17 protein-coding genes are annotated in these 18,833 nt (G+C 70.0%); 6 read left to right on the top strand and 11 right to left on the bottom strand.

Annotated elements, in window-relative coordinates; all coding sequences use genetic code 11:
* Positions 1–3 precede the first annotated feature (3 nt).
* The 6 genes from DFS13_RS14645 (at position 4) to DFS13_RS14620 (ending at position 5,999) form a co-directional block, all read left to right on the top strand.
* Entirely contained in the window at positions 4–1,038 is a 1,035-nt protein-coding gene (locus tag DFS13_RS14645) for a glycosyltransferase family 1 protein (protein ID WP_006488194.1), read from the top strand.
* On the top strand, positions 1,035–1,556 hold the full coding sequence (locus tag DFS13_RS14640) for a diacylglycerol kinase (protein WP_111441845.1): 522 nt from the start codon (positions 1,035–1,037) through the stop codon (positions 1,554–1,556). The genes DFS13_RS14645 and DFS13_RS14640 overlap by 4 nt, the downstream gene beginning before the upstream one ends.
* 201 nt (positions 1,557–1,757) lie before the next feature.
* Positions 1,758–2,516: a TetR/AcrR family transcriptional regulator gene (locus tag DFS13_RS14635; RefSeq protein WP_006488215.1), complete on the top strand. Its 759-nt coding sequence runs from the start codon at positions 1,758–1,760 to the stop codon at positions 2,514–2,516.
* The gene (locus DFS13_RS14630; protein WP_006497020.1) at positions 2,513–3,094 is read left to right on the top strand and encodes a TIGR00730 family Rossman fold protein; all 582 of its coding nucleotides are present in this window, start codon (positions 2,513–2,515) and stop codon (positions 3,092–3,094) included. Before DFS13_RS14635 ends, DFS13_RS14630 begins: the two co-directional genes overlap by 4 nt.
* Before the next feature lie 22 nt (positions 3,095–3,116).
* On the top strand, positions 3,117–3,878 hold the full coding sequence (locus tag DFS13_RS14625) for an SDR family oxidoreductase (RefSeq protein ID WP_006488202.1): 762 nt from the start codon (positions 3,117–3,119) through the stop codon (positions 3,876–3,878).
* Positions 3,879–4,106: 228 nt separating this feature from the next.
* The gene (locus DFS13_RS14620) at positions 4,107–5,999 is read left to right on the top strand and encodes a glycosyltransferase family 39 protein (protein ID WP_058901660.1); all 1,893 of its coding nucleotides are present in this window, start codon (positions 4,107–4,109) and stop codon (positions 5,997–5,999) included.
* A 171-nt stretch (positions 6,000–6,170) separates the two neighbouring features.
* Here DFS13_RS14620 and DFS13_RS14615 read toward each other — a convergent pair whose 3' ends face one another.
* The 11 genes from DFS13_RS14615 to kdpB form a co-directional block, all read right to left on the bottom strand.
* The gene (locus DFS13_RS14615) at positions 6,171–6,788 is read right to left on the bottom strand and encodes a DUF924 family protein (protein WP_006488213.1); all 618 of its coding nucleotides are present in this window, start codon (positions 6,786–6,788) and stop codon (positions 6,171–6,173) included.
* Positions 6,785–7,516: an alanyl-tRNA editing protein gene (locus DFS13_RS14610; protein WP_111441844.1), complete on the bottom strand. Its 732-nt coding sequence runs from the start codon at positions 7,514–7,516 to the stop codon at positions 6,785–6,787. The genes DFS13_RS14615 and DFS13_RS14610 overlap by 4 nt, the downstream gene beginning before the upstream one ends.
* A gap of 109 nt (positions 7,517–7,625) precedes the next feature.
* On the bottom strand, positions 7,626–8,036 hold the full coding sequence (locus DFS13_RS14605) for a group II truncated hemoglobin (protein ID WP_006488211.1): 411 nt from the start codon (positions 8,034–8,036) through the stop codon (positions 7,626–7,628).
* A 43-nt stretch (positions 8,037–8,079) separates the two neighbouring features.
* Positions 8,080–10,695 carry an ABC transporter permease gene (locus tag DFS13_RS14600; protein ID WP_059721342.1) on the bottom strand — a complete coding sequence of 872 codons (2,616 nt, stop codon included), beginning with the start codon at positions 10,693–10,695 and terminating at the stop codon, positions 8,080–8,082.
* Positions 10,692–11,309, bottom strand: a complete 618-nt coding sequence (locus DFS13_RS14595; RefSeq protein WP_006483514.1) for a DUF4126 domain-containing protein — start codon at positions 11,307–11,309, stop codon at positions 10,692–10,694. The genes DFS13_RS14600 and DFS13_RS14595 overlap by 4 nt, the downstream gene beginning before the upstream one ends.
* Before the next feature lie 217 nt (positions 11,310–11,526).
* Positions 11,527–11,847 (bottom strand): quaternary ammonium compound efflux SMR transporter SugE, encoded by a 321-nt coding sequence (sugE, locus tag DFS13_RS14590; RefSeq protein ID WP_006497024.1) that lies wholly within the window; start codon positions 11,845–11,847, stop codon positions 11,527–11,529.
* Between the two features lie 153 nt (positions 11,848–12,000).
* Positions 12,001–12,282 (bottom strand): DUF333 domain-containing protein, encoded by a 282-nt coding sequence (locus DFS13_RS14585; protein WP_077188902.1) that lies wholly within the window; start codon positions 12,280–12,282, stop codon positions 12,001–12,003.
* A gap of 152 nt (positions 12,283–12,434) precedes the next feature.
* Entirely contained in the window at positions 12,435–13,133 is a 699-nt protein-coding gene (gene kdpE, locus DFS13_RS14580) for a two-component system response regulator KdpE (RefSeq protein ID WP_006483513.1), read from the bottom strand.
* Positions 13,126–15,969, bottom strand: a complete 2,844-nt coding sequence (locus DFS13_RS14575; RefSeq protein WP_060266927.1) for a DUF4118 domain-containing protein — start codon at positions 15,967–15,969, stop codon at positions 13,126–13,128. The genes kdpE and DFS13_RS14575 overlap by 8 nt, the downstream gene beginning before the upstream one ends.
* A 152-nt stretch (positions 15,970–16,121) precedes the next feature.
* Entirely contained in the window at positions 16,122–16,703 is a 582-nt protein-coding gene (gene kdpC, locus DFS13_RS14570) for a potassium-transporting ATPase subunit KdpC (protein WP_006497028.1), read from the bottom strand.
* A gap of 25 nt (positions 16,704–16,728) precedes the next feature.
* Positions 16,729–18,813 carry a potassium-transporting ATPase subunit KdpB gene (kdpB, locus tag DFS13_RS14565; protein WP_043205568.1) on the bottom strand — a complete coding sequence of 695 codons (2,085 nt, stop codon included), beginning with the start codon at positions 18,811–18,813 and terminating at the stop codon, positions 16,729–16,731.
* Positions 18,814–18,833 lie beyond the last annotated feature (20 nt).

Here is an 18,833-nt window from a genome sequence, read left to right as displayed (position 1 = left end):
GCGATGAAGATCATGATCGTCACCGACGCGTGGGAACCGCAGGTCAACGGCGTCGTGCGCACGCTGAAGAGCACGTCGCGCGAACTCACGGCGCTCGGCCATCGCGTCGAGCTGCTGACGCCGCTGGAATTCCGCACGGTGCCCTGCCCGACCTACCCCGAGATCCGCCTGTCGATCCTGCCGTACCGCAAGCTGCGCGCAAGGATCGATGCGTTCGCACCCGACGCGCTGCACATCGCGACCGAAGGCCCGCTCGGCCTCGCCGCACGGCGCTATGCGCGCGCCCGCAAGCTGCCGTACACGACCGCGTATCACACGCGCTTTCCGGAATACGTGCAGGCGCGCTTCGGCATCCCGCTCGCGGCGACCTACCGCTTCCTGCACTGGTTCCACGGCCCGTCGCTCGCGGTGATGGCGCCGACCCCGGTCGTCAAGCAGGACCTCGAGAAATTCGGCTTCACGAACGTCGTGCTGTGGACCCGCGGCGTCGACCTCGACATCTTCCGGCCGATGGAGTCGAAGGTGCTCAACACCGCGCGGCCGATCTTCCTGTACGTGGGCCGCGTCGCGATCGAGAAGAACGTCGAGGCGTTCCTGCGCCTCGACCTGCCCGGCTCGAAGTGGGTCGCGGGCGAAGGCCCCGCGCTCGCGGAACTGAAGTCGCGCTACCCGGAGGCGAACTATCTCGGCGTGCTGTCACAGGCAGAGCTCGCGAAGGTGTATGCTGCGGCCGACGTGTTCGTATTCCCGAGTCGCACCGACACGTTCGGCCTCGTGCTGCTCGAAGCCCTCGCCTGCGGCACGCCGGTGGCCGCGTATCCCGTCACGGGTCCGATCGACGTGCTCGGCGAAGGCAATGCCGGCGCGATGCACGAGGATCTGCAGGAAGCCTGCCTCGAGGCGCTGAAGATCGAACGCACGACTGCGCGCGCGTGGGCCGAACGCTTCTCGTGGCGCGCGGCATCCGAGCAGTTCGCGTCGCATCTGAAGCCGCTGCCGAAGACCGCGTACTCGCCAGCCGAAGGTGCCGCCGTTTGAAACGAGACCTGAACGACAAGATCCCGCCCCCCGCCGCGACGCCGCGGCACCGCCCGTTCGACGAGGAAGAGCCGCACGCCGACGCGCACGAACCGCTCGGCCCCGACGACCGGCTCGCGCCGCTGCCGCCGAACCCGTACAAGCGCCACCGCGGCATCACGCGCGCGTGGTTCGCCCTCAAGCATTCGTTGAACGGGTTTCGCGTCGCGATCCGCGAGGAAAGCGCGTTTCGCCAGGAGCTCACGCTCGCCGCGCTGATGCTGCCGATCGGCGCATTCGCGCCGGTGCCGGCCGCGTCGCGCGCGCTGCTGATCGGCTCGGTGCTGCTGGTGCTGATCGTCGAGCTGCTGAACTCGAGCGTCGAAGCCGCGATCGACCGCATCTCGCTCGAACGTCACGAACTGTCGAAACGCGCGAAGGACCTCGGCAGCGCGGCCGTGACGGTCGCGCTGTTCGCGTGCGTGACGACCTGGGGCTTCGTGCTCGGGCCGGTCGTCGCACGCTGGCTCGGCTTCTAGGCAACCGCCCGGCGCCATTCCCGCTGCCCGCGTGCGGCGCTGCACCATGCGCCGCGCGGGGCCGCGATCACGAAATGCCCCGATGTGGCGAAACCCCGGTTTATAATCGTCCGCTAGACATAGAACAGCAACCCGCGCCGGACGAATCACGCAGCATCGATTGCAGCGCCCGCCAGTCCGGCACACACAGGGCCGGACGACATGGAAGCGAAACCTCCCCGCCGCACCCGCGAACGGATTCTCGAGTTGTCGTTGAAACTCTTCAACGAGATCGGCGAGCCGAACGTCACCACCACGACGATCGCCGAGGAAATGGAAATCAGTCCAGGCAACCTGTACTACCATTTCCGCAACAAGGACGACATCATCAACAGCATCTTCGCGCAGTTCGAGCAACAGATCGAACGGCGGCTGCGCTTCCCCGAAGATCACCGTCCGACGATCGACGAAACCTGGTCGTACCTGCAGTACATGGCCGATTTCATGTGGACCTACCGGTTCCTGTATCGCGACCTCAACGACCTGCTCGCACGCAACCGCACGCTCGAGACACACTTCAAGCAGATCATCAGCCACAAGGTGCGCTTCGCACACGACATGTGCGAGCTGCTCGTCTCCGATGCCGAAATGGTCGCGACGCCCGCCGAGATCGAAGTCATCGCCACCAACATGGCCGTGATCTCGACGTACTGGCTGTCGTATCAGTACGTGATGCATCCGCGCAAATACAACGACCAGGACGCGATCCGCGAAGAGCTGCACCAGGTGAGCATGCACGTGATCTCGATCATGGCCCCGTACCTGCGCGGCCGTTCGCGCCAGCTGTTCGACGACCTCGTCTCCGGCAAGCTGCCCAAGCGCCAGTTCACCGACTACCTGCCGCCGCGCGACGGTTCGCCGCGCCCGGCCGGCAGCCCCGTCTCCGGTGGGCAGGCTCCCGCCAAGGACGCGAAGCAATGAAGGCAGTCTGCGTTTACTGCGGTTCGTCGTCCGGCGTGCGGCCGGTCTATGCCGATGCCGCGCGCGCGTTCGGCCGCGCGCTCGTCGACGCGGGCCTCACGCTCGTGTACGGCGGCGGCCGCGTCGGCCTGATGGGCGTGATCGCCGACGAAGTGATGGCGGCCGGCGGCCGTGCGGTCGGCGTGATCCCCGAGCTGCTCGTCGACAAGGAAGTCGGCCATACGGGGCTGTCGGAACTGCACGTCGTGCCCGACATGCACCATCGCAAGAAAATGATGGCCGACCTCTCCGACGCGTTCGTCGCGATGCCCGGCGGCGCCGGCACGCTCGAGGAGCTCTTCGAGGTCTACACGTGGGCGCAGCTCGGCTATCACCGCAAGCCCGTCGCGCTCTACAACATCGATTCGTTCTACGATCCGCTGATCGCGCTGCTGCGCCATACGGTCGACGAAGGCTTCATGCGGCCGGCCTATTTCGACGCGCTGTGCGTCGAATCCGAACCCGTCGCGCTGATCGAGCGGCTGCGCCGCTACCAGCCGCCCGCCCGCGACAAGTGGGCGCCCGACGCAGCGAAGTGACCCTCACCGGAACCCGCACGCGATGACCGCATCGTCCGACCGCAAGGCCGTCCTCATCACCGGCGCGAGCCGCGGCATCGGCCGCGCGACCGCCGTGCTCGCGGCCGAACGCGGCTGGGACGTCGGCATCAACTACGCGCGCGACGCGGCGGCGGCCGAACTGACCGCGCAGGCCGTGCGCGACGCGGGCGGCCGCGCGTGCATCGTCGCGGGCGATGTCGCGAACGAGGCGGACGTCGTCGCGATGTTCGATACCGTTGCGGCCGCGTTCGGACGCCTCGACGCGCTCGTCAACAACGCGGGCATCGTCGCGCCGTCGATGCCGCTCGCCGACATGCCGGTCGACCGGTTGCGGCGGATGTTCGATACCAACGTGCTCGGCGCCTACCTGTGCGCGCGCGAAGCCGCGCGCCGGCTGTCGACCGACCGCGGCGGCCGCGGCGGCGCGATCGTCAACGTGTCGTCGATCGCATCGCGGCTCGGCTCGCCGAACGAGTACGTCGACTACGCGGGCTCGAAAGGCGCGGTCGATTCGCTGACGATCGGCCTCGCCAAGGAACTCGGCCCGCACGGCGTGCGCGTCAACGCGGTACGCCCCGGCCTGATCGAGACCGACATTCATGCAAGCGGCGGCCAGCCGGGCCGTGCGGCCCGCCTCGGCGCGCAAACGCCGCTCGGCCGCGCGGGCGAAGCGCAGGAAGTCGCCGAGGCGATCGTCTGGCTGCTCGGCGATACGGCCTCCTACACGACGGGCGCCCTGCTCGACGTCGGCGGCGGCCGCTGAGCTGACGCGCCGCGCAACAATACGGCGGTCGACAACGCCGCGTGGTCACGCCGCCACAAATCTCCACAATTCCGTGACAGTTTCAGTAAACATCCGTAACAATTCCGTGCTCTACTAGCGGTCATTCAGACAGGTGTCTTAAACATCCTGTCCGTTAGCCGGATGTAATCCCCTTATCGGTCCAGCCCATGTCGCCGGACCGGCTCGACTCGACCCGAGATCTTTTCCATGCCTGGAACCGCAGCGCCCAGCCGGCGACGCACGTCCGTGCCCGCCTCGGCCGCGCACACCCGCTCGACCGCCGATACCGACGTCATCGCGACGCTCGACGTTGCCGGCACGCCCGTTGCCGCATCGACCGCGGCCGCCAGCCCCGCGCGCGACCGCGCGCTGCTGCTCGGCTGGCGCGCCTGGTTGTTCGTTGCCGCCCTGGTGTGCGCGTACACGCTGCCCGGCGTGCTCGGCCACGATCCGTGGAAACAGGACGAAACCTACACGTTCGGCATCATCCAGCACATGCTCGAGACCGGCGACTTCGTCGTGCCGACCAATGCCGGCCTACCCTTCATGGAAAAGCCGCCGCTTTACGCGTGGGTCGCGACCAGCCTCGCGTGGCTGCTGCAGCGCGTGATGCCGCTGCACGACGCGGCGCGCCTGGCGAGCGCCCTGTTCGCCGCGCTCGCATTCGGCTTCATCGCACGTGCGGCCCGCGTGGCCAGCCGGACGGAGAACTGGTTCGACCTGGGCGTGCTCGGCCCGGTCGTGCTGAGCGCGGGCACGCTCGTCGTCATCAAGCACGTGCACGACATGATGACGGACGTCGCATTGTTTGCCGGTACGGCAATGGGGTTCTGCGGACTGCTCGAACTCGTGATGCAGCACGTCGCGCGCGCGCAGCAGATGCGGCACGGGCTGCCGGTGCACCCGGCGAGCCGCTGGGCCGCGCCGCTCTTCGGCGCGGGCGTCGGCATCGCGCTGATGGCGAAGGGGCTGTTCGTGCCGCTCGTGTTCGCGGCCACGCTCGTCTGCACACTGGTGCTCTACCCGGCCTGCCGCACCCGCTCGTTCGCACGCGCGCTCGGCATTGCCGCGCTCGTGTTCGCGCCGTTCGCGCTGATCTGGCCGACCGCGCTGTTCCTGCGCTCGGAGACGCTGTTCATGAAGTGGTTCTGGGACAACAACGTCGGCCGCTTCTTCGGTTTCTCCGTCCCCGAGCTCGGGGCAGAAAACGACAAGCCGCTCTTCATTCTCCGCGCGTTCCTGACCGTCGGTTTCCCGATTGCACCGCTCGCGATCGTCGCGCTCGCACGCGGCGCATGGCGTGACTGGCGCGTGCCGTCTGTCGCGCTGCCCGTGCTGTTCGCCGGTATCGGGCTCGTGGTGCTGCAAATATCCGCGACGTCGCGCCAGCTCTACATCCTGCCGTTCTTCGCACCGCTCGCACTGGTCGCCGCGCAGGCGATCGAGCGCCTGCCGCGCCGGCTGCATCTCGCGTGGGATTACCTGAGCCGCCTCCTGTTCGGCACGGTCGTCGTGCTCGCGTGGGCGATCTGGGCGGTGATGGCCGATCCGGCCGCGTCGCGCGCCGATCTCGCGCTGCTCGGCCGCTGGCTGCCGCTCGACTGGACGATGCCGATCCAGCCCGCGCTCGTGACCGGCGCGCTCGCACTGACGGTCGGCTGGCTGACGCTGCTGCCGAAGTTGCGCACGACGGGCCGGTGGCGCGGCGCGCTGTCGTGGGGCGTCGGCGCGCTCGTCGCGTGGGGGCTCGTCTACACGCTGCTGCTGCCGTGGCTCGATGCCGCGAAGAGCTACCGCTCGGTGTTCGACGACCTGAACGCGCATCTGGCGCTCGAATGGAACGACGGCGACTGCATGGCGAGCCTGCCCGGCTTCGGCGAATCGGAGGCGCCGATGATGTACTACTTCTCCGGCATCCAGCACACGCCGATCGACGACGCGAAGACGACGCGCTGCACGTGGATGATCGTGCAGGGCGTGCGGGCCGTCGAGCCGGCGCCCGGCAGCGAGTGGAAGCTGTTCTGGACGGGCGCCCGCCCGGGCGACAACGACGAGTTGCTGCGCGTTTACGTGCGCACGCCCGAACAGCACCTGCAGTGACACCGGGCGGCGCGATGCGCCGTCCTGCCCGCCTTCGTTTTGTTCTTCGGCAATGGCCGCGCTCATCCGCCCGGCCGGTGCGCAGCCCTTGCGCGATACCGGCGCCGGCCCGAGCCCGCCAGCGCTCCAACGGTCGTCGCCCCTTCCGTCATCACGTCGACATCCGGATCGTCAGAACGACGAGCCGGGCTCTCGCAGAAACGCCGTTTCCTCGTCGGTCGACGCGCGGCCGAGAATCGCGTTCCGGTGCGGAAAGCGCCCGAAGCGCTCGACGACCGCCGCATGCAGCAATGCGAAGCGGTGATAGCTCTCGCACCCGGCCTCGTCGCGGATGCCCGCGCACAGACGCACGGCCTCGCGCTGGCTCTCGACCGACTCGTCGTGCTCGAACGGCAGATACGCGAACGCACGGTGATGGCCGCTCGGCAACCGCGCGTCCCAGCCGGCCGCGACGACGCGGCGCGCGAGCGCGAGCGCCTTCGAATCGGCGGCAAACGCGCGCGGCGTGCCGCGATGGATGTTGCGCGAGAACTGGTCGAGCACGACGATCAACGCGAGCGCGCCCGACGGCGAATCGGCCCAGTGATCGCAAGCGCCGTCGCATGCAGCGTCGAGCAGCGCGCCATAGCGCGTACGCAGCACGTCGTCGAATGCCGCGCCGCCATTGAACCAGACCGTGCGGTTCTGCCCGAATTCGGCCGAGCCCGGCGCGCCGAACCAGAAATCGAGAATCTCCCGTGCCTGCGGATCGAGCGCCGCCGCGCCTGCTTTCCCGGTATCGATCGTCATGCAAACTCCAGTACGAGGCGCCGTGTGCGCGCACTCTTCTTTTCCAGTTTCGCGACCCGCAGCCCACCGATTTCGGACGTGTTGCGCACATGCGTGCCGCCGCACGGCTGCAGGTCGACGTTTTCGATGCGCAGCAGCCGCACGCGGCCGAGGCCCATCGGCGGCTTCACGCTCATCGTGCGCACGAGTTCGGGCCGCTCGGCCATCTCGTCGTCGGTAATCCATTCGGTCGTGACCGGATGCGCGCCGACGACGAAGCCCGCGAGGCGCCGCTCGACGTCGTCGCGGTCGATCGCGTCGGACGTCGCGAAATCGAGCCGCACGTAGTCGGCCGTCACGCTGCAGCCGTCGACCGCATACGGCAGCACCGCGCACATCAAGTGCGCGGCCGTATGCAGGCGCATGTGCCGGTAGCGACGCAGCCAGTCGATCGCTGCGACCACGCGCGTGCCGGGGGCGAGCGTCGCGACGCTCGCCTCCTGGCCCGGCGCGGGCACGTGCACGGCGTCGTCGGGCGTCGCACCGTCGAACTTCGCCTTGCGCGTGTCGGCGATCGCGATCGTGCTGCCGTCGGGCAGCGTCAGCGTGCCGGTGTCGCCGGCCTGGCCGCCGCCGAGCGGATAGAACACCGTGCGGTCGAGCCGGATGCCGTCGTTGCCGACGGCCTGGACGATCGCCTCGCATTGCGTGAGGTACGCGTCTTCGCGAAACAGCGCTTGTGTCGTCATCGGGCGAGCCTCGTATCGATGGGGGAATGGAAACGGCCAGTGTCGCGCCGGGCGGCACGGGCGCCCAGACGCAGATCGTCCCGCGCGCGGGCAGCGGCGTACCGGTCGATCAACCGGGCCGGTTGCGCATCCAGTCGGCCGTGTCGTAGAACGAATGCATGAGCCGCTCGCGCAGCGGCTCCGGCAACCCGACATCCTCCATCGCCCACGCCATGCAGCGCAGCCACTGGTCGCGCTCGACCGACGCGATCGGGAACGGCAGGTGCCGCGCGCGCAGCCGCGGATGGCCGAACCGGCTGATGTAGTGGTCGGGGCCGCCGAGCCAGCCGCACAGGAACCAGAACAGCTTGTCGCGCGAACCGTCGAGCGACGGCGGATGCAGCGCGCGAATCTGCGCGAACTCCGGCTCGAGGTCCATCAGGTCGTAGAAGCGGTCCACCATTTCGCGCACGCGGGCTTCGCCGCCCACGAGCTCGAACGCCGTCGGCTGCGACGGCGCATCGTCATTCACATCGGTCATACGGATAGTCGGGAAACGGGATCTTCGGGGCCGCGGGCGACGCTCAGGCGTCGCGCAGCGACTGCAGCGCGGGGCGCCGCAACACATTATGCAAGCTCAGCCAGCCGGCCGCACCGGCGCAGACGACACCGGCCGCGATGCCGGCCGGCACGAGCCACGGATCGACGGCGAGCTGGAAGTCGAACACGCGCGCGGCGAGCACCCAGCCGACCGCGATCGCGCCCGCCGATGCCAGCACGCCGGCCAGCGCGCCGACCACGACGAATTCCGCGCGCTGCACCGCGTTCACCTGCGCGCGCGACGCGCCGAGCGCGCGCAGCAGCGCGGCCTCGCGCACGCGCTCGTCGCGCGAGCCGGCGAGCGCCGTGTACAGCACGAGCACCCCGGCCGCGAGCGTGAACGCGAACAGGAACTGCACCGCCCCGACCACCTGCAGCATCATCCGCTGCAACTGCGCGAGGATCGGCGCGACGTCGATCGCGGTCAGGTTCGGGTAGCGCGCGATCAGCGGATCGAGCAGCGCGGCGTCCGAGGCCGGCAGATGGAAGCTGGTCAGGTAGACGGCCGGGAAATCCTTCAGCACGGGCGGCGGCATCAGCACGAAGAAGTTGACGCGGAACGAGCCCCAGTCGAGCTTGCGCACGCTGGTGACGGGCGCGTCGACCGTCAGTCCCGTCACGTCGAAGCGCAGCGTGTCGCCCGGTTTCACGTTCAGCGTCTTCGCGAGGCCGGCTTCGATCGAGATCTGCGGCGTGGCCGCGGTGCCGAACCAGTCGCCTTCGACGATCCGGTTGTCGGACGGCAGCTCGGTCGTATACGACAGGTTGAACTCGCGATCGACGAGCCGGCGCGCCTCTTCGGACGGGTACGCGTCCGGATTCACCGGCTTGCCGTTGATCGCGACGAGGCGGCCGCGCACCATCGGCGCGGGCTCGGCGTCGCGCACGCCGTGCGCGGCCAGATAGGCCGCGACATCGGCGCGCTGGTCGGGCTGGATGTCGATCAGGAACTGGTTCGGCGCATCGGGCGGTGTCGACTGCCGCCAGCCCGCCACGAGGTCGTTGCGCGTGATCGCGATCAGCAGCAGGCACATCAGGCCGAGCGCGAGCGCGGTGATCTGCAGCGCGCTGGCCGTGCCGCGTCGGTGCAGCGACGCCAGCGCGTAACGCCAGCCGACGCCCGCGGCCACGCGCGCATTGCGCACCGCGCGCGCGGCGGCGAACAGCACGAGCCGGGCGATCAGCGCGAAACCGACCAGCGCACCGGCAAAGCCGCCCGCGACGATCAGGCCGAGCTTCAGGTTGCCGGCGGCCACGATCAGCAGCCCCGCGAACAGCACGACGCCGATCGCGTACGCGGCCCACGCGGTGCGCGACGCGTCGCCCCACTCGCGCCGCAGCACGCGCACCGGCGGCACGCGCGTGAGCGGCACGAGCGGCGGCAGCGCGAAACCGAGCAGCAGCACGAGCGCGGCGCCCATGCCGATCAGCGCCGGCCACAACGTCGGCGGCGGCAGCACGACGTCGATCAGGCTGCCGAGCGCGGCCAGCAACGCCCAGTGGCCGGCATAGCCGAGCACCGCGCCCGCGGCGCCCGACACGATGCCGACGCCGGCGAATTCCAGCGCGAACAGCGCGCCGAGCGTGCGGCGGCTCACGCCAAGACAGCGCATCGTCGCGCAGCCGTCGAGATGACGCCGCATGTAGCGCTGCGCGGCCATCGCGATCGCGACCGCCGCGAGCAGCGCGGTCAGCAGCGCGACGAGCGTCAGGAAATGGCGCGCGCGATCCAGCGTCTGCCGCACCTGCGGCTGCCCTTCCTGCAACGACTCGAGCCCGACGCCGCGCAGCTTCCCGCCGTCGACGCGCGTGTGCGCATACGTTTCGAAGCGCGCGATGGCCGGGGCATCGCCGGCGACCAGCAGCCGGTACGTGACGCGGCTGCCGTAGCCGGTGAGCCCCGTCGCGGCGAGCTCGTCCGCGCGCATCATCAGCCGTGGCGAAAAATTGACGAACGAAAAGCCGCGATCGAGTTCGCGGGTGATCGCGGCGGCGACCGTAAATGTACGCAGCCCGACCCGCACCGTATCGCCGGCCTTCAGGTGCAGCGCGTCGAGCAGCACCGGGTCGGCCCATACGGTGCCGGGCGCGGGAATCGCGGCCGCCTTCTGCGCAGTGGCGGCACCGGCCGGCAGAATCTCGACCGCGCCGCGCAGCGGATACCCGGGCGACACGGCCTTCACGGCCGCGAGGCGCGACGGCGCCGCGTCGGCCGCCTGCCCGCCCGCGGCGGCCGCGATCATGCTCGGAAAAATGGCGGTCGTCGCGGTACGCAGGCCGAGCGCGCGGGCCTGCCGGTCGAACGACGGATCGACCGGATGATCGGCGCGCACGACGAAATCGGCGCCGAGCATCTGGCGCGCGTCGCGCTCGAGCCCCTGGCGCAGGCGATCGGCGAGAAAGCCGACGCTCGTCAGCGCCGCGACCGCGAGCACCAGCGCGAAGACGAGCAGCGTCAGTTCGCCCGCGCGCCAGTCGCGCGCGGTCATCCGGGCAGCCTGGTGGATCAGGTCGCGCAGACCGAAGCGGCCCGCATGCGCGCGCCCGTCATGGCCGGATGGCCCGGCCGGCGGCTGCGCCGCGTGTTGCGGCCCCTTCAATCGCGTTTCCCTCCGATCGAGTTGAGCCGCGACACCATGTGGTTCGCCATCCCGCGAAAACCGCCCGACACGCCGCGCCACAGACGCGGCAGCGCCCACGCCGACGCCGCGATGAACGCGGCGAGCAGCACGAGGAACGCGAGCGGAACGAAGAACGCGAGGACGAGCCCGCCGACCACGAGACCGTCCTCGGTCGACGAAGCGACCCAGTTCGAAATCGGTTCGGGAGACAGGTTGATCAGCGCGCGCGTGCCGGCCTTCGCCACGTGCGCGGCGCCGGCGAGCGAGCCGCCGGCGAGACCCGCGACCGCCAGCATGGTCGGGTCGGCATGGCCGAGCGCGCCGGCCGCGAGCACGGCCCCGGCCGGGATGCGGATGAAGGTATGCACGGCATCCCACAGCGAGTCGAACGCGGGGATCTTGTCGGCAAGGAACTCGGTCACGGTGAGCACGGCCGCGGCGCCGATCACCCACGGCGACATCAGCACGGCCAGCGTGTCGGGTAGATGGAGCCAGCCGAACCGCGCCAGCACGCCGGCGATCAGGACCGTCAGGTACAGGCGCAGGCCGCTCGCCCACGCGAGCCCCGCGCCGAGCGAAATGGCTTCGATCATGGCCCTCTCCTTGCACTTTCCGTGCGTTTTGCCGATTGATCGGATCGGGTCGGACAGATTGGCCGCGCGGCGCGTGGCGACCGGCACCGCGTGCCGCGAGAAGCACGACGGGATTCAGGCCCGAATGCGTTCCATTATAGACAGGCTGGGCGGGCGACCGGCGCAATTCCGCGGGGCAAGGCGGCGCCCGGGCGCCTGCGCACCCGGGATACCGTCGTCAGGCGGCCGACGACAGCTTCAGGCCGACCAGCCCCGCGACGATCAGCGCCGCGCTCGCGACGCGCGCGACGGTCAGCGCCTCGCCCATCATCACGATGCCGAACACGAACGCGCCGACCGCGCCGATGCCCGTCCACACCGCGTACGCGGTACCGAGCGGCAACTGGCGCATCGCGACCGCGAGCAGCCCGAAGCTGGCCAGCGCCGTCACGATCGTAAACACCGACGGACCGAGCTTCGTGAAGCCGTCCGACGATTTCAAGCCGGCCGCCCAGGCCACTTCCAGCAAACCGGCGATCAACAACCATACCCACGCCATCTCGACGTACTCCGTATCGGATGGGGCCGTCCCCGTTGAAGCGAATGACCCGGGGTCGTCCCCGGGCGGCGCCGAGTATAACAAGAGGCTTACGGACCTGCCGGCTGCCGGGCTCGCCGGCGGCCGATCCGGGGCCGGATCGACCGGGCGCGGTCAGTTCGCCACGCGCTTCGGCGCGACGCCGCCGACGCAGCGGTCGTCGCGGTACAGCGCCCACTCCTCGCACACGCGGCCATCCTTGAACATGCACATGCCGACCTGCCCGCGCGGCAGGCTGCGGACCACGTGGCGACCGCCGAGCTTCTCGCAGTTGACCGACGCGGGATTGGCCAGCGCCGCCTGCGCGGACGGCTGCTGCCCGGGCGGCAGCGGCTGGGCGAACGCGCCGGGCGCAGCCAGCGCGAGCGCACAGAGGACGACCAGACGGACGGACATTGCACGCTCCTCGTTTTCGTTCGCGGAATGGTCAGGATAGCGGGGATTGCGCAGCCGGTGTGCAAGGCCGGCGCTCATCGCGAGGCTGTCGCGCCGGCGCAACCCCGCCGATGCGCGGCGTCACGGCCGCATGCGCCGCCGCGCACCGCCCGTCACACGGCGCCGACGAGCCGGTAGCCGACGCCCGTCTCGGTGACGATGTGCTCGGGCTGCGCGGGATCGGCCTCGAGCTTCTGGCGCAGGTGCGCCATGTAGATGCGCAGGTAGTGATGGCTCTCGACGTGCGACGGCCCCCACACGTCGCGCAGCAGCTGGCGGTGCGTGAGCACGCGCCCCGCGTGACGCACGAGCGTCGCGAGCAGCCGGTATTCGAGCGGCGTCAGGTGCACGATCGCATCGTCGCGCCATACCTGGCGCAGCGCGAGATCGACGGTCACGCTGCCGAAGGTCACCTTCGGCGACTCGTTCGCGCCGCCCTGATTGCGCCGGCGCAGTTGCGCGCGCATCCGCGCACGCAGTTCGGACACGCCGAACGGCTTGGTCAGGTAGTCGTCGGCGCCCGCGTCGAGCGCCGCGACCTTCTCCTCTTCCTGCGTGCGGGCGGACAGCACGATCACCGGCACCTCGGACCAGCCGCGCAGTTCGCGGATCACGTCGAGGCCGTCGGTATCGGGCAGCCCGAGGTCGACGATCACGAGGTCGGGCTTGCGCGTCGCCGCGTCGATCAGCCCCTGCTTGCCCGTCTCGGCCTCGAACACCGCGATGTCCTCCTCTTCGAGCGCGGCGCGCACGAAGCGGCGGATCTGCTTTTCGTCCTCGATCAGGACGACGGTCAGGCTGGGTTCACTCATGGTCTGGCAATGACTCGGATGGGGGCGATGCGCCCGGCAGGTCGGGTTCGTCGTCGGGCACGGCCGGCGCGGCCGGCGGCGTGTCGACCGGCAGCGTGAACCAGAAGCGCGCGCCCGTCACGTGGCCGTCGGGCGCGGTGCGGTTCAGCGCGCCGATTTTACCGCCGTGTGCCTCGACGATCGCGCGGCAGATCGCGAGGCCGAGCCCGATGCCCGGCGTCGCCGATTCCTTCTCGCCGCGCGTGAACTTGTCGAAGATCCGCGTTTCCATGCCGGCCGGCAGGCCCGGGCCGTGATCGTCGACGTGCACGCGCACGAATGGCTGCCCGTCGTCGGTCACGCGCTCGGCGCCGATGTCGAGCGACGTATCGGGCGGCGTGTACTTCGCCGCGTTCTCGAACAGGTTGGTGAACAGCCGCTCCATCAGCACCGCGTCCATCTGCAGCAGCGGCAGGTCGGCCGGCAGCGCAACGCGCGCCGGATGGCGCGCGAGCACCCGCCGGCAGGCGGCGAGCGCGGCGCCGACGGTTTCCTCGAGCAGCGACCACTGGCGCTTGAGCTGCAGGCTGCCGGCCTGCAGCCGCGCCATGTCGAGCAGGTTCGTGACGATGCCCGTCATGCGCAGCGCCTCGTCGTGGATCGCGTCGACGAGTTCGCCCTCGCGCTGCGCGAGCCGCGCGGCCGCCGCGGCGTCGCCCGCCTGCGCGGCCGCGCGCCCGTTCGCGAGCATCGACGAGAAGCCGACGATCGTCGTGAGCGGCGTGCGCAGGTCGTGCGAGATCGCCGACAGCAGCGAGTTGCGCAGCCGTTCGGATTCCATGTTGACGAGCGCGTCGCGCGCGATCTCGACGTAGTGCACGCGCTCCAGCGCGAGCGCGATCTGCGCGGCGAATGCGTCGAGCATCCGCTGCTGCTCGGGCACCTCGAGTTCGCGCGGCTCGCGCGACGCGACCGCGAGCACGCCGCGCGTGCGCATCGGCGCCTTCAGCGGCAGGTACAGCGCGGCCGTCGCCGGCAGCGTATCGGTGCCGCGGCCGGCCGGCTTCTGCTGGTCGTACACCCACTGGCCGACGTCGCTGTCGAGCTCCGCGCCCGTCAGCGTGACGGCCGCGTCGGGCTCCTCGATCTTCTGCCGCACCTGGTCCGCGCTGTCGGGCAGCAGGAACGCGACACGCGCGCGGAACACTTCGCCGACGTGGCGGCTGCCGATCTCGACGATCTGCTCGGTCGTCAGCGCCGCGCCGAGTTCGCGCGCCATCGCGTAGATCGCGCCGGTGCGGCGCTCGCGGCGCTGCGCGACGCTCGCCTGGCGCGTCAGCGTCGATGTCAGGTGGCTGATCACGAGCGACGTCAGCAGCATCCCGAAGAAGGTCAGCAGGTATTGCGTGTCGCTGACCGAGAACGACATGCGCGGCGGCACGAAGAAGAAATCGAACGCGGCCACCGACAGGAACGACTGCAGCACGCCCGGGCCGCGCCCGAGCCGCACGGCCGAGAACACCACGCCGAGCAGGTACAGCATCACGAGATTCGTGAGGTCGAGCCGCCCGGACACGACACTCGCGACGACGGTGATCGCCGCGCAGATCGCGGCCGCATACGCGTAATGGCGCGGCGGCGAGCGGTGCGTGCCGAACTGCGCGAACGCATCGCGCCAGTCGCGCGCCCGCGCGTCGAGCGGCGCGGCGCGCGCCTCGTCGCTCGCGGATGCGCGAATCAGCATCAGGTCGACGTCGCCCGCGCGTTCCGCCAGCTGCTCGCCGAACGGCCGCGCGAAGCGGCGCGCGAGCCCCACCTTCGGCGAGCCGCCCGCGACCAGCTTCGACACGTTGCGCACCTTCGCATAGCCGATCAGCGCGGCGACCGCGTCGGCGCCGGCGAGCGTGGCCGTCTCCGCGCCGAGCTCGGCCGCGAGCTTCAGCGCGTCGAGGGTGCGCTGCCGCCGCGCGTCGGGCAGCCGCTGCAGGCGCGGCGTCTCGACGTACACGGCGATCCAGTCGGCCTTCAGGCTCGCCGCGAGCCGCGCGGCCGCGCGCACGAGCGTCGGCGCTTCGGGGCCGGGCCCGACGCACACCAGCAACCGCTCGCGCGCCTGCCAGATGCGCTGGATCGAACGGTCGGCGCGGTACTCGCGCATCTGCGCGTCGACGCGATCGGCCGTGCGCCGCAGCGCGAGTTCGCGCAGCGCGATCAGATTGCCCTTGCGGAAGAAGTTGCGCACCGCGCGCTCGGCCTGCTGCGCGAGATAGACCTTGCCGTCGCGCATCCGCTCGAGCAGTTCCTCGGCCGGCAGGTCGACGAGCGTGACTTCGTCGGCCGCGTCGAACACGCGATCGGGCACGGTCTCCCACACGCGGATGCCGGTGATCGCGCCGACCACGTCGTTCAGGCTTTCGAGATGCTGGACGTTGACGGTCGTATAGACGTCGATGCCCGCGTCGAGCAGCTCGTAGACGTCCTGCCAGCGCTTCAGGTGGCGTGCGCCCTGCACGTTCGAATGCGCGAGCTCGTCGACGAGGATCAGTTGCGGCGCCCGCGCAAGTGCGCCGTCCAGATCGAATTCGGCGAGCGTGCGGCCGCGATAGTCGATGCGGGCGGGCGGCAGCACGTCGAGGCCGTCGAGCAGCGCGGCGGTCTCGCTGCGGCCGTGGGTCTCGACGATGCCGACGACGACGTCGACGCCATCCTGCCGGCGCTGGCGCGCGGCCTGCAGCATCGCGTAGGTCTTGCCGACGCCGGCGGACGCGCCGAAGAAGATCTTGAGCTGGCCGCGCCGCTGCTTTTCTTCATCTCGCTGCAGCTTGTCGAGAAGTTGGTCTGGATCGGGACGGTTCATGCGTGAGGAAAGCGGAGCGCCCGGATGCGCGCGAGTACGAGCATTGTGGTTCCAAATCGCCGCAAAAGGCAAAGACGGCGCAAGCGCCGTCGGGAAAAGCGCGTCCGGCGCGGCTCAGGCCGCGCCGGATGCCGGTCGGCACGCGCGATCGGTCAGTGCGCGGCCTGCGCGGCGTCGAGCGCGAGATTCAGCTTCAGCACGTTCACGCGCGGCTCGCCGAGCACGCCGAACTGGCGGCCCGTCGTGTTCGCGGCGACGAGTTGCGCGACCGCGTCCGGCGCCAGATGGCGCGCCTTCGCGACGCGCTCGACCTGGTACGCGGCGGCGGCCGGCGTGATTTCCGGATCGAGGCCGCTCGCCGACGCGGTCACGAGGTCGATCGGCACCGGTTTCGACAGGTCGGTCCCGGCGTCGCGCAACGCGGCGATGCGCGCCTTCACCTGGTCGGGAAGCGACGGGTTCAGCGGGCCGAAGTTCGAGCCGCCCGAGCCGGCCGCGTTGTACGGCATCGGCGCGGTGGCCGACAGCCGGCCCCAGAAATACTTCGGCGCATCGAACGGCTGGCCGATCAACGCGGAGCCGACGACCTTGCCGTCCTGCTCGATCAGGCTGCCGTTGGCCTGCGACGGAAACACCGCCTGACCGAACACGGTCATCACGGCGGGGTAAGCGAGTCCCGTCACGGCGGTCAGGATGACGAACAGCACGACGAGCGGGCGAATCAACGATTTCATGATGGTTCCTTCCAGTGCGGCCGGCTCAGGCCCAGCCGAGCGCGGCGAGCGTCATGTCGATCAGCTTGATGAACGGGAACGGCAGCAGCACGCCGCCGAGGCCGTAGACCAGCAGGTTGCGGCGCAGCAGCGACGCGGCGCCGAGCGGCCGATAGGTCACGCCCTTCAGCGCGAGCGGAATCAGCGCGACGATGATCAGCGCATTGAAGATCACGGCAGACAGGATCGCGGACGCCGGCGACGTCAGGTGCATGATGTCGAGCACGCGCAGTTGCGGGTAGGTCGTCACGAACGCGGCCGGGATGATCGCGAAATATTTCGCGATGTCGTTCGCGATCGAGAACGTCGTCAGCGACCCGCGCGTCATCAGCATCTGCTTGCCGATCTCGACGATCTCGATCAGCTTGGTCGGGTTCGAATCGAGGTCGACCATGTTGCCGGCTTCCTTCGCCGCCTGCGTGCCGGTGTTCATCGCCACCGCGACGTCGGCCTGCGCGAGCGCCGGCGCGTCGTTGGTGCCGTCGCCCGTCATCGCGACGAGGCGCCCGGCCGCCTGATGCTCGCGAATCGTCGCGAGCTTGGTTTCCGGCGTCGCTTCCGCGAGGAAATCGTCGACGCCCGCTTCCGCCGCGATCGCCGCGGCCGTCAGCCGGTTGTCGCCCGTCACCATCACGGTCTTGATGCCCATCTTGCGCAGTTCCGCGAAGCGCTCCTTGATGCCGCCCTTCACGATGTCCTTCAGCTCGATCACGCCGAGCACGCGCGCCGCCCCGTCCTGCAGGTCGGCGACGACGAGCGGCGTGCTGCCGCGGCGCGCGACGTCGTCCACCGCGCGGCGCACTTCCTCGGGGAAGCGGCTGCCGTGGGTTTCGACGTAGCGGCGGATCGCGTCGGCCGCGCCCTTGCGGATCTCGCGACCGGGCAGGTCGACGCCGCTCATCCGCGTCTGCGCGGAAAAGCCGAGGAACGTCGCGTGCAGTTGCGCCATGTCGCGCTGGCGGATGTTGAAGCGCTCCTTCGCGAGCACGACGATGCTGCGCCCTTCCGGCGTTTCGTCGGCGAGCGACGACAGTTGCGCGGCATCGGCCAGCGCTTCCTCGGTCACGCCCGGCGCCGGCACGAACGTCGACGCCTGGCGGTTGCCGAGCGTGATCGTGCCGGTCTTGTCGAGCAGCAGCACGTCGACGTCGCCGGCCGCTTCCACCGCGCGGCCCGACGTCGCGATCACGTTCGCCTGCATCATCCGGCTCATCCCGGCCACGCCGATCGCGGACAGCAGCCCGCCGATCGTCGTCGGGATCAGGCACACGAGCAGCGCGACCAGCGCGGTGATCGTCACCACGTGGCCGGCCTTCATCGCGTCGACCGAGAACATCGAGAACGGCAGCAGCGTCGCGGTCGCGAGCAGCATCACGATCGTCAGCGCGACGAGCAGGATCGTCAGCGCGATCTCGTTCGGCGTTTTCTTGCGCTTCGCGCCTTCGACCATCGCGATCATCCGGTCGAGGAACGCCTCGCCGGGGTTCGCGGTGACCTTGACGACGATCCAGTCGGACAGCACGCGCGTGCCGCCCGTCACCGACGAGAAGTCGCCGCCCGATTCGCGGATCACCGGTGCGGATTCGCCGGTGATCGCCGATTCGTCGACCGACGCGACGCCGTCGACGACCTCGCCGTCGGCCGGGATCACGTCGCCGGTCTCGACCAGCACGACGTCGCCTTTGCGCAGGTCGGACGCGGTCGTGATGCGGATCGGCGACTTCGGATGCGGCTCGTTGAGCTTCTTCGCCATCACGTCCTTCTTCGCGCTGCGCAGCGATGCGGCCTGCGCCTTCGAACGTCCTTCGGCGAGCGCTTCGGCGAAGTTCGCGAACAGCACCGTGAACCACAGCCACAGCGTGACCGCGAGGATGAAGCCCGCGGGCGCCTCGGCCTGGCCGGCGAGCGCCGCGATCCACAGGATCGTGGTCAGGATGCTGCCGACGTACACGCAGAACATCACCGGGTTGCGGAACTGCGTGCGCGGCGTGAGTTTCTTGAACGAGTCCACGATCGCCGGGCGCAGCAGCGCCGGGTCGAACATGGACCGTGTTGCGGAATGTTGAGTCATTGCGATCTCTTCAAGCTCTT

Origin of the sequence: Burkholderia sp. 28_3, assembly GCF_003253915.1 — a bacterium.
In the GTDB taxonomy this organism is placed as follows: Bacteria; Pseudomonadota; Gammaproteobacteria; order Burkholderiales; family Burkholderiaceae; genus Burkholderia; species Burkholderia cenocepacia.
Note: the sequence above shows the minus strand (reverse complement) of the source record. Positions and strands in the feature narration are given on the sequence as shown.

What these genes read in the sequence shown, in the direction of transcription:
- DFS13_RS14575 (WP_060266927.1), bottom strand. Translation starts at nt 15,969, where the DNA reads ATGAACCGTCCCGATCCAGACCAACTTCTCGACAAGCTGCAGCGAGAT.
- sugE (WP_006497024.1), bottom strand. Translation starts at nt 11,847, where the DNA reads ATGGCGTGGGTATGGTTGTTGATCGCCGGTTTGCTGGAAGTGGCCTGG.
- DFS13_RS14605 (WP_006488211.1), bottom strand. Translation starts at nt 8,036, where the DNA reads ATGACCGATGTGAATGACGATGCGCCGTCGCAGCCGACGGCGTTCGAG.
- DFS13_RS14625 (WP_006488202.1), top strand. Translation starts at nt 3,117, where the DNA reads ATGACCGCATCGTCCGACCGCAAGGCCGTCCTCATCACCGGCGCGAGC.
- DFS13_RS14630 (WP_006497020.1), top strand. Translation starts at nt 2,513, where the DNA reads ATGAAGGCAGTCTGCGTTTACTGCGGTTCGTCGTCCGGCGTGCGGCCG.
- DFS13_RS14585 (WP_077188902.1), bottom strand. Translation starts at nt 12,282, where the DNA reads ATGTCCGTCCGTCTGGTCGTCCTCTGTGCGCTCGCGCTGGCTGCGCCC.
- DFS13_RS14620 (WP_058901660.1), top strand. Translation starts at nt 4,107, where the DNA reads ATGCCTGGAACCGCAGCGCCCAGCCGGCGACGCACGTCCGTGCCCGCC.
- DFS13_RS14610 (WP_111441844.1), bottom strand. Translation starts at nt 7,516, where the DNA reads ATGACGACACAAGCGCTGTTTCGCGAAGACGCGTACCTCACGCAATGC.
- DFS13_RS14595 (WP_006483514.1), bottom strand. Translation starts at nt 11,309, where the DNA reads ATGATCGAAGCCATTTCGCTCGGCGCGGGGCTCGCGTGGGCGAGCGGC.
- kdpC (WP_006497028.1), bottom strand. Translation starts at nt 16,703, where the DNA reads ATGAAATCGTTGATTCGCCCGCTCGTCGTGCTGTTCGTCATCCTGACC.
- kdpE (WP_006483513.1), bottom strand. Translation starts at nt 13,133, where the DNA reads ATGAGTGAACCCAGCCTGACCGTCGTCCTGATCGAGGACGAAAAGCAG.
- DFS13_RS14635 (WP_006488215.1), top strand. Translation starts at nt 1,758, where the DNA reads ATGGAAGCGAAACCTCCCCGCCGCACCCGCGAACGGATTCTCGAGTTG.
- kdpB (WP_043205568.1), bottom strand. Translation starts at nt 18,813, where the DNA reads ATGACTCAACATTCCGCAACACGGTCCATGTTCGACCCGGCGCTGCTG.
- DFS13_RS14645 (WP_006488194.1), top strand. Translation starts at nt 4, where the DNA reads ATGAAGATCATGATCGTCACCGACGCGTGGGAACCGCAGGTCAACGGC.
- DFS13_RS14615 (WP_006488213.1), bottom strand. Translation starts at nt 6,788, where the DNA reads ATGACGATCGATACCGGGAAAGCAGGCGCGGCGGCGCTCGATCCGCAG.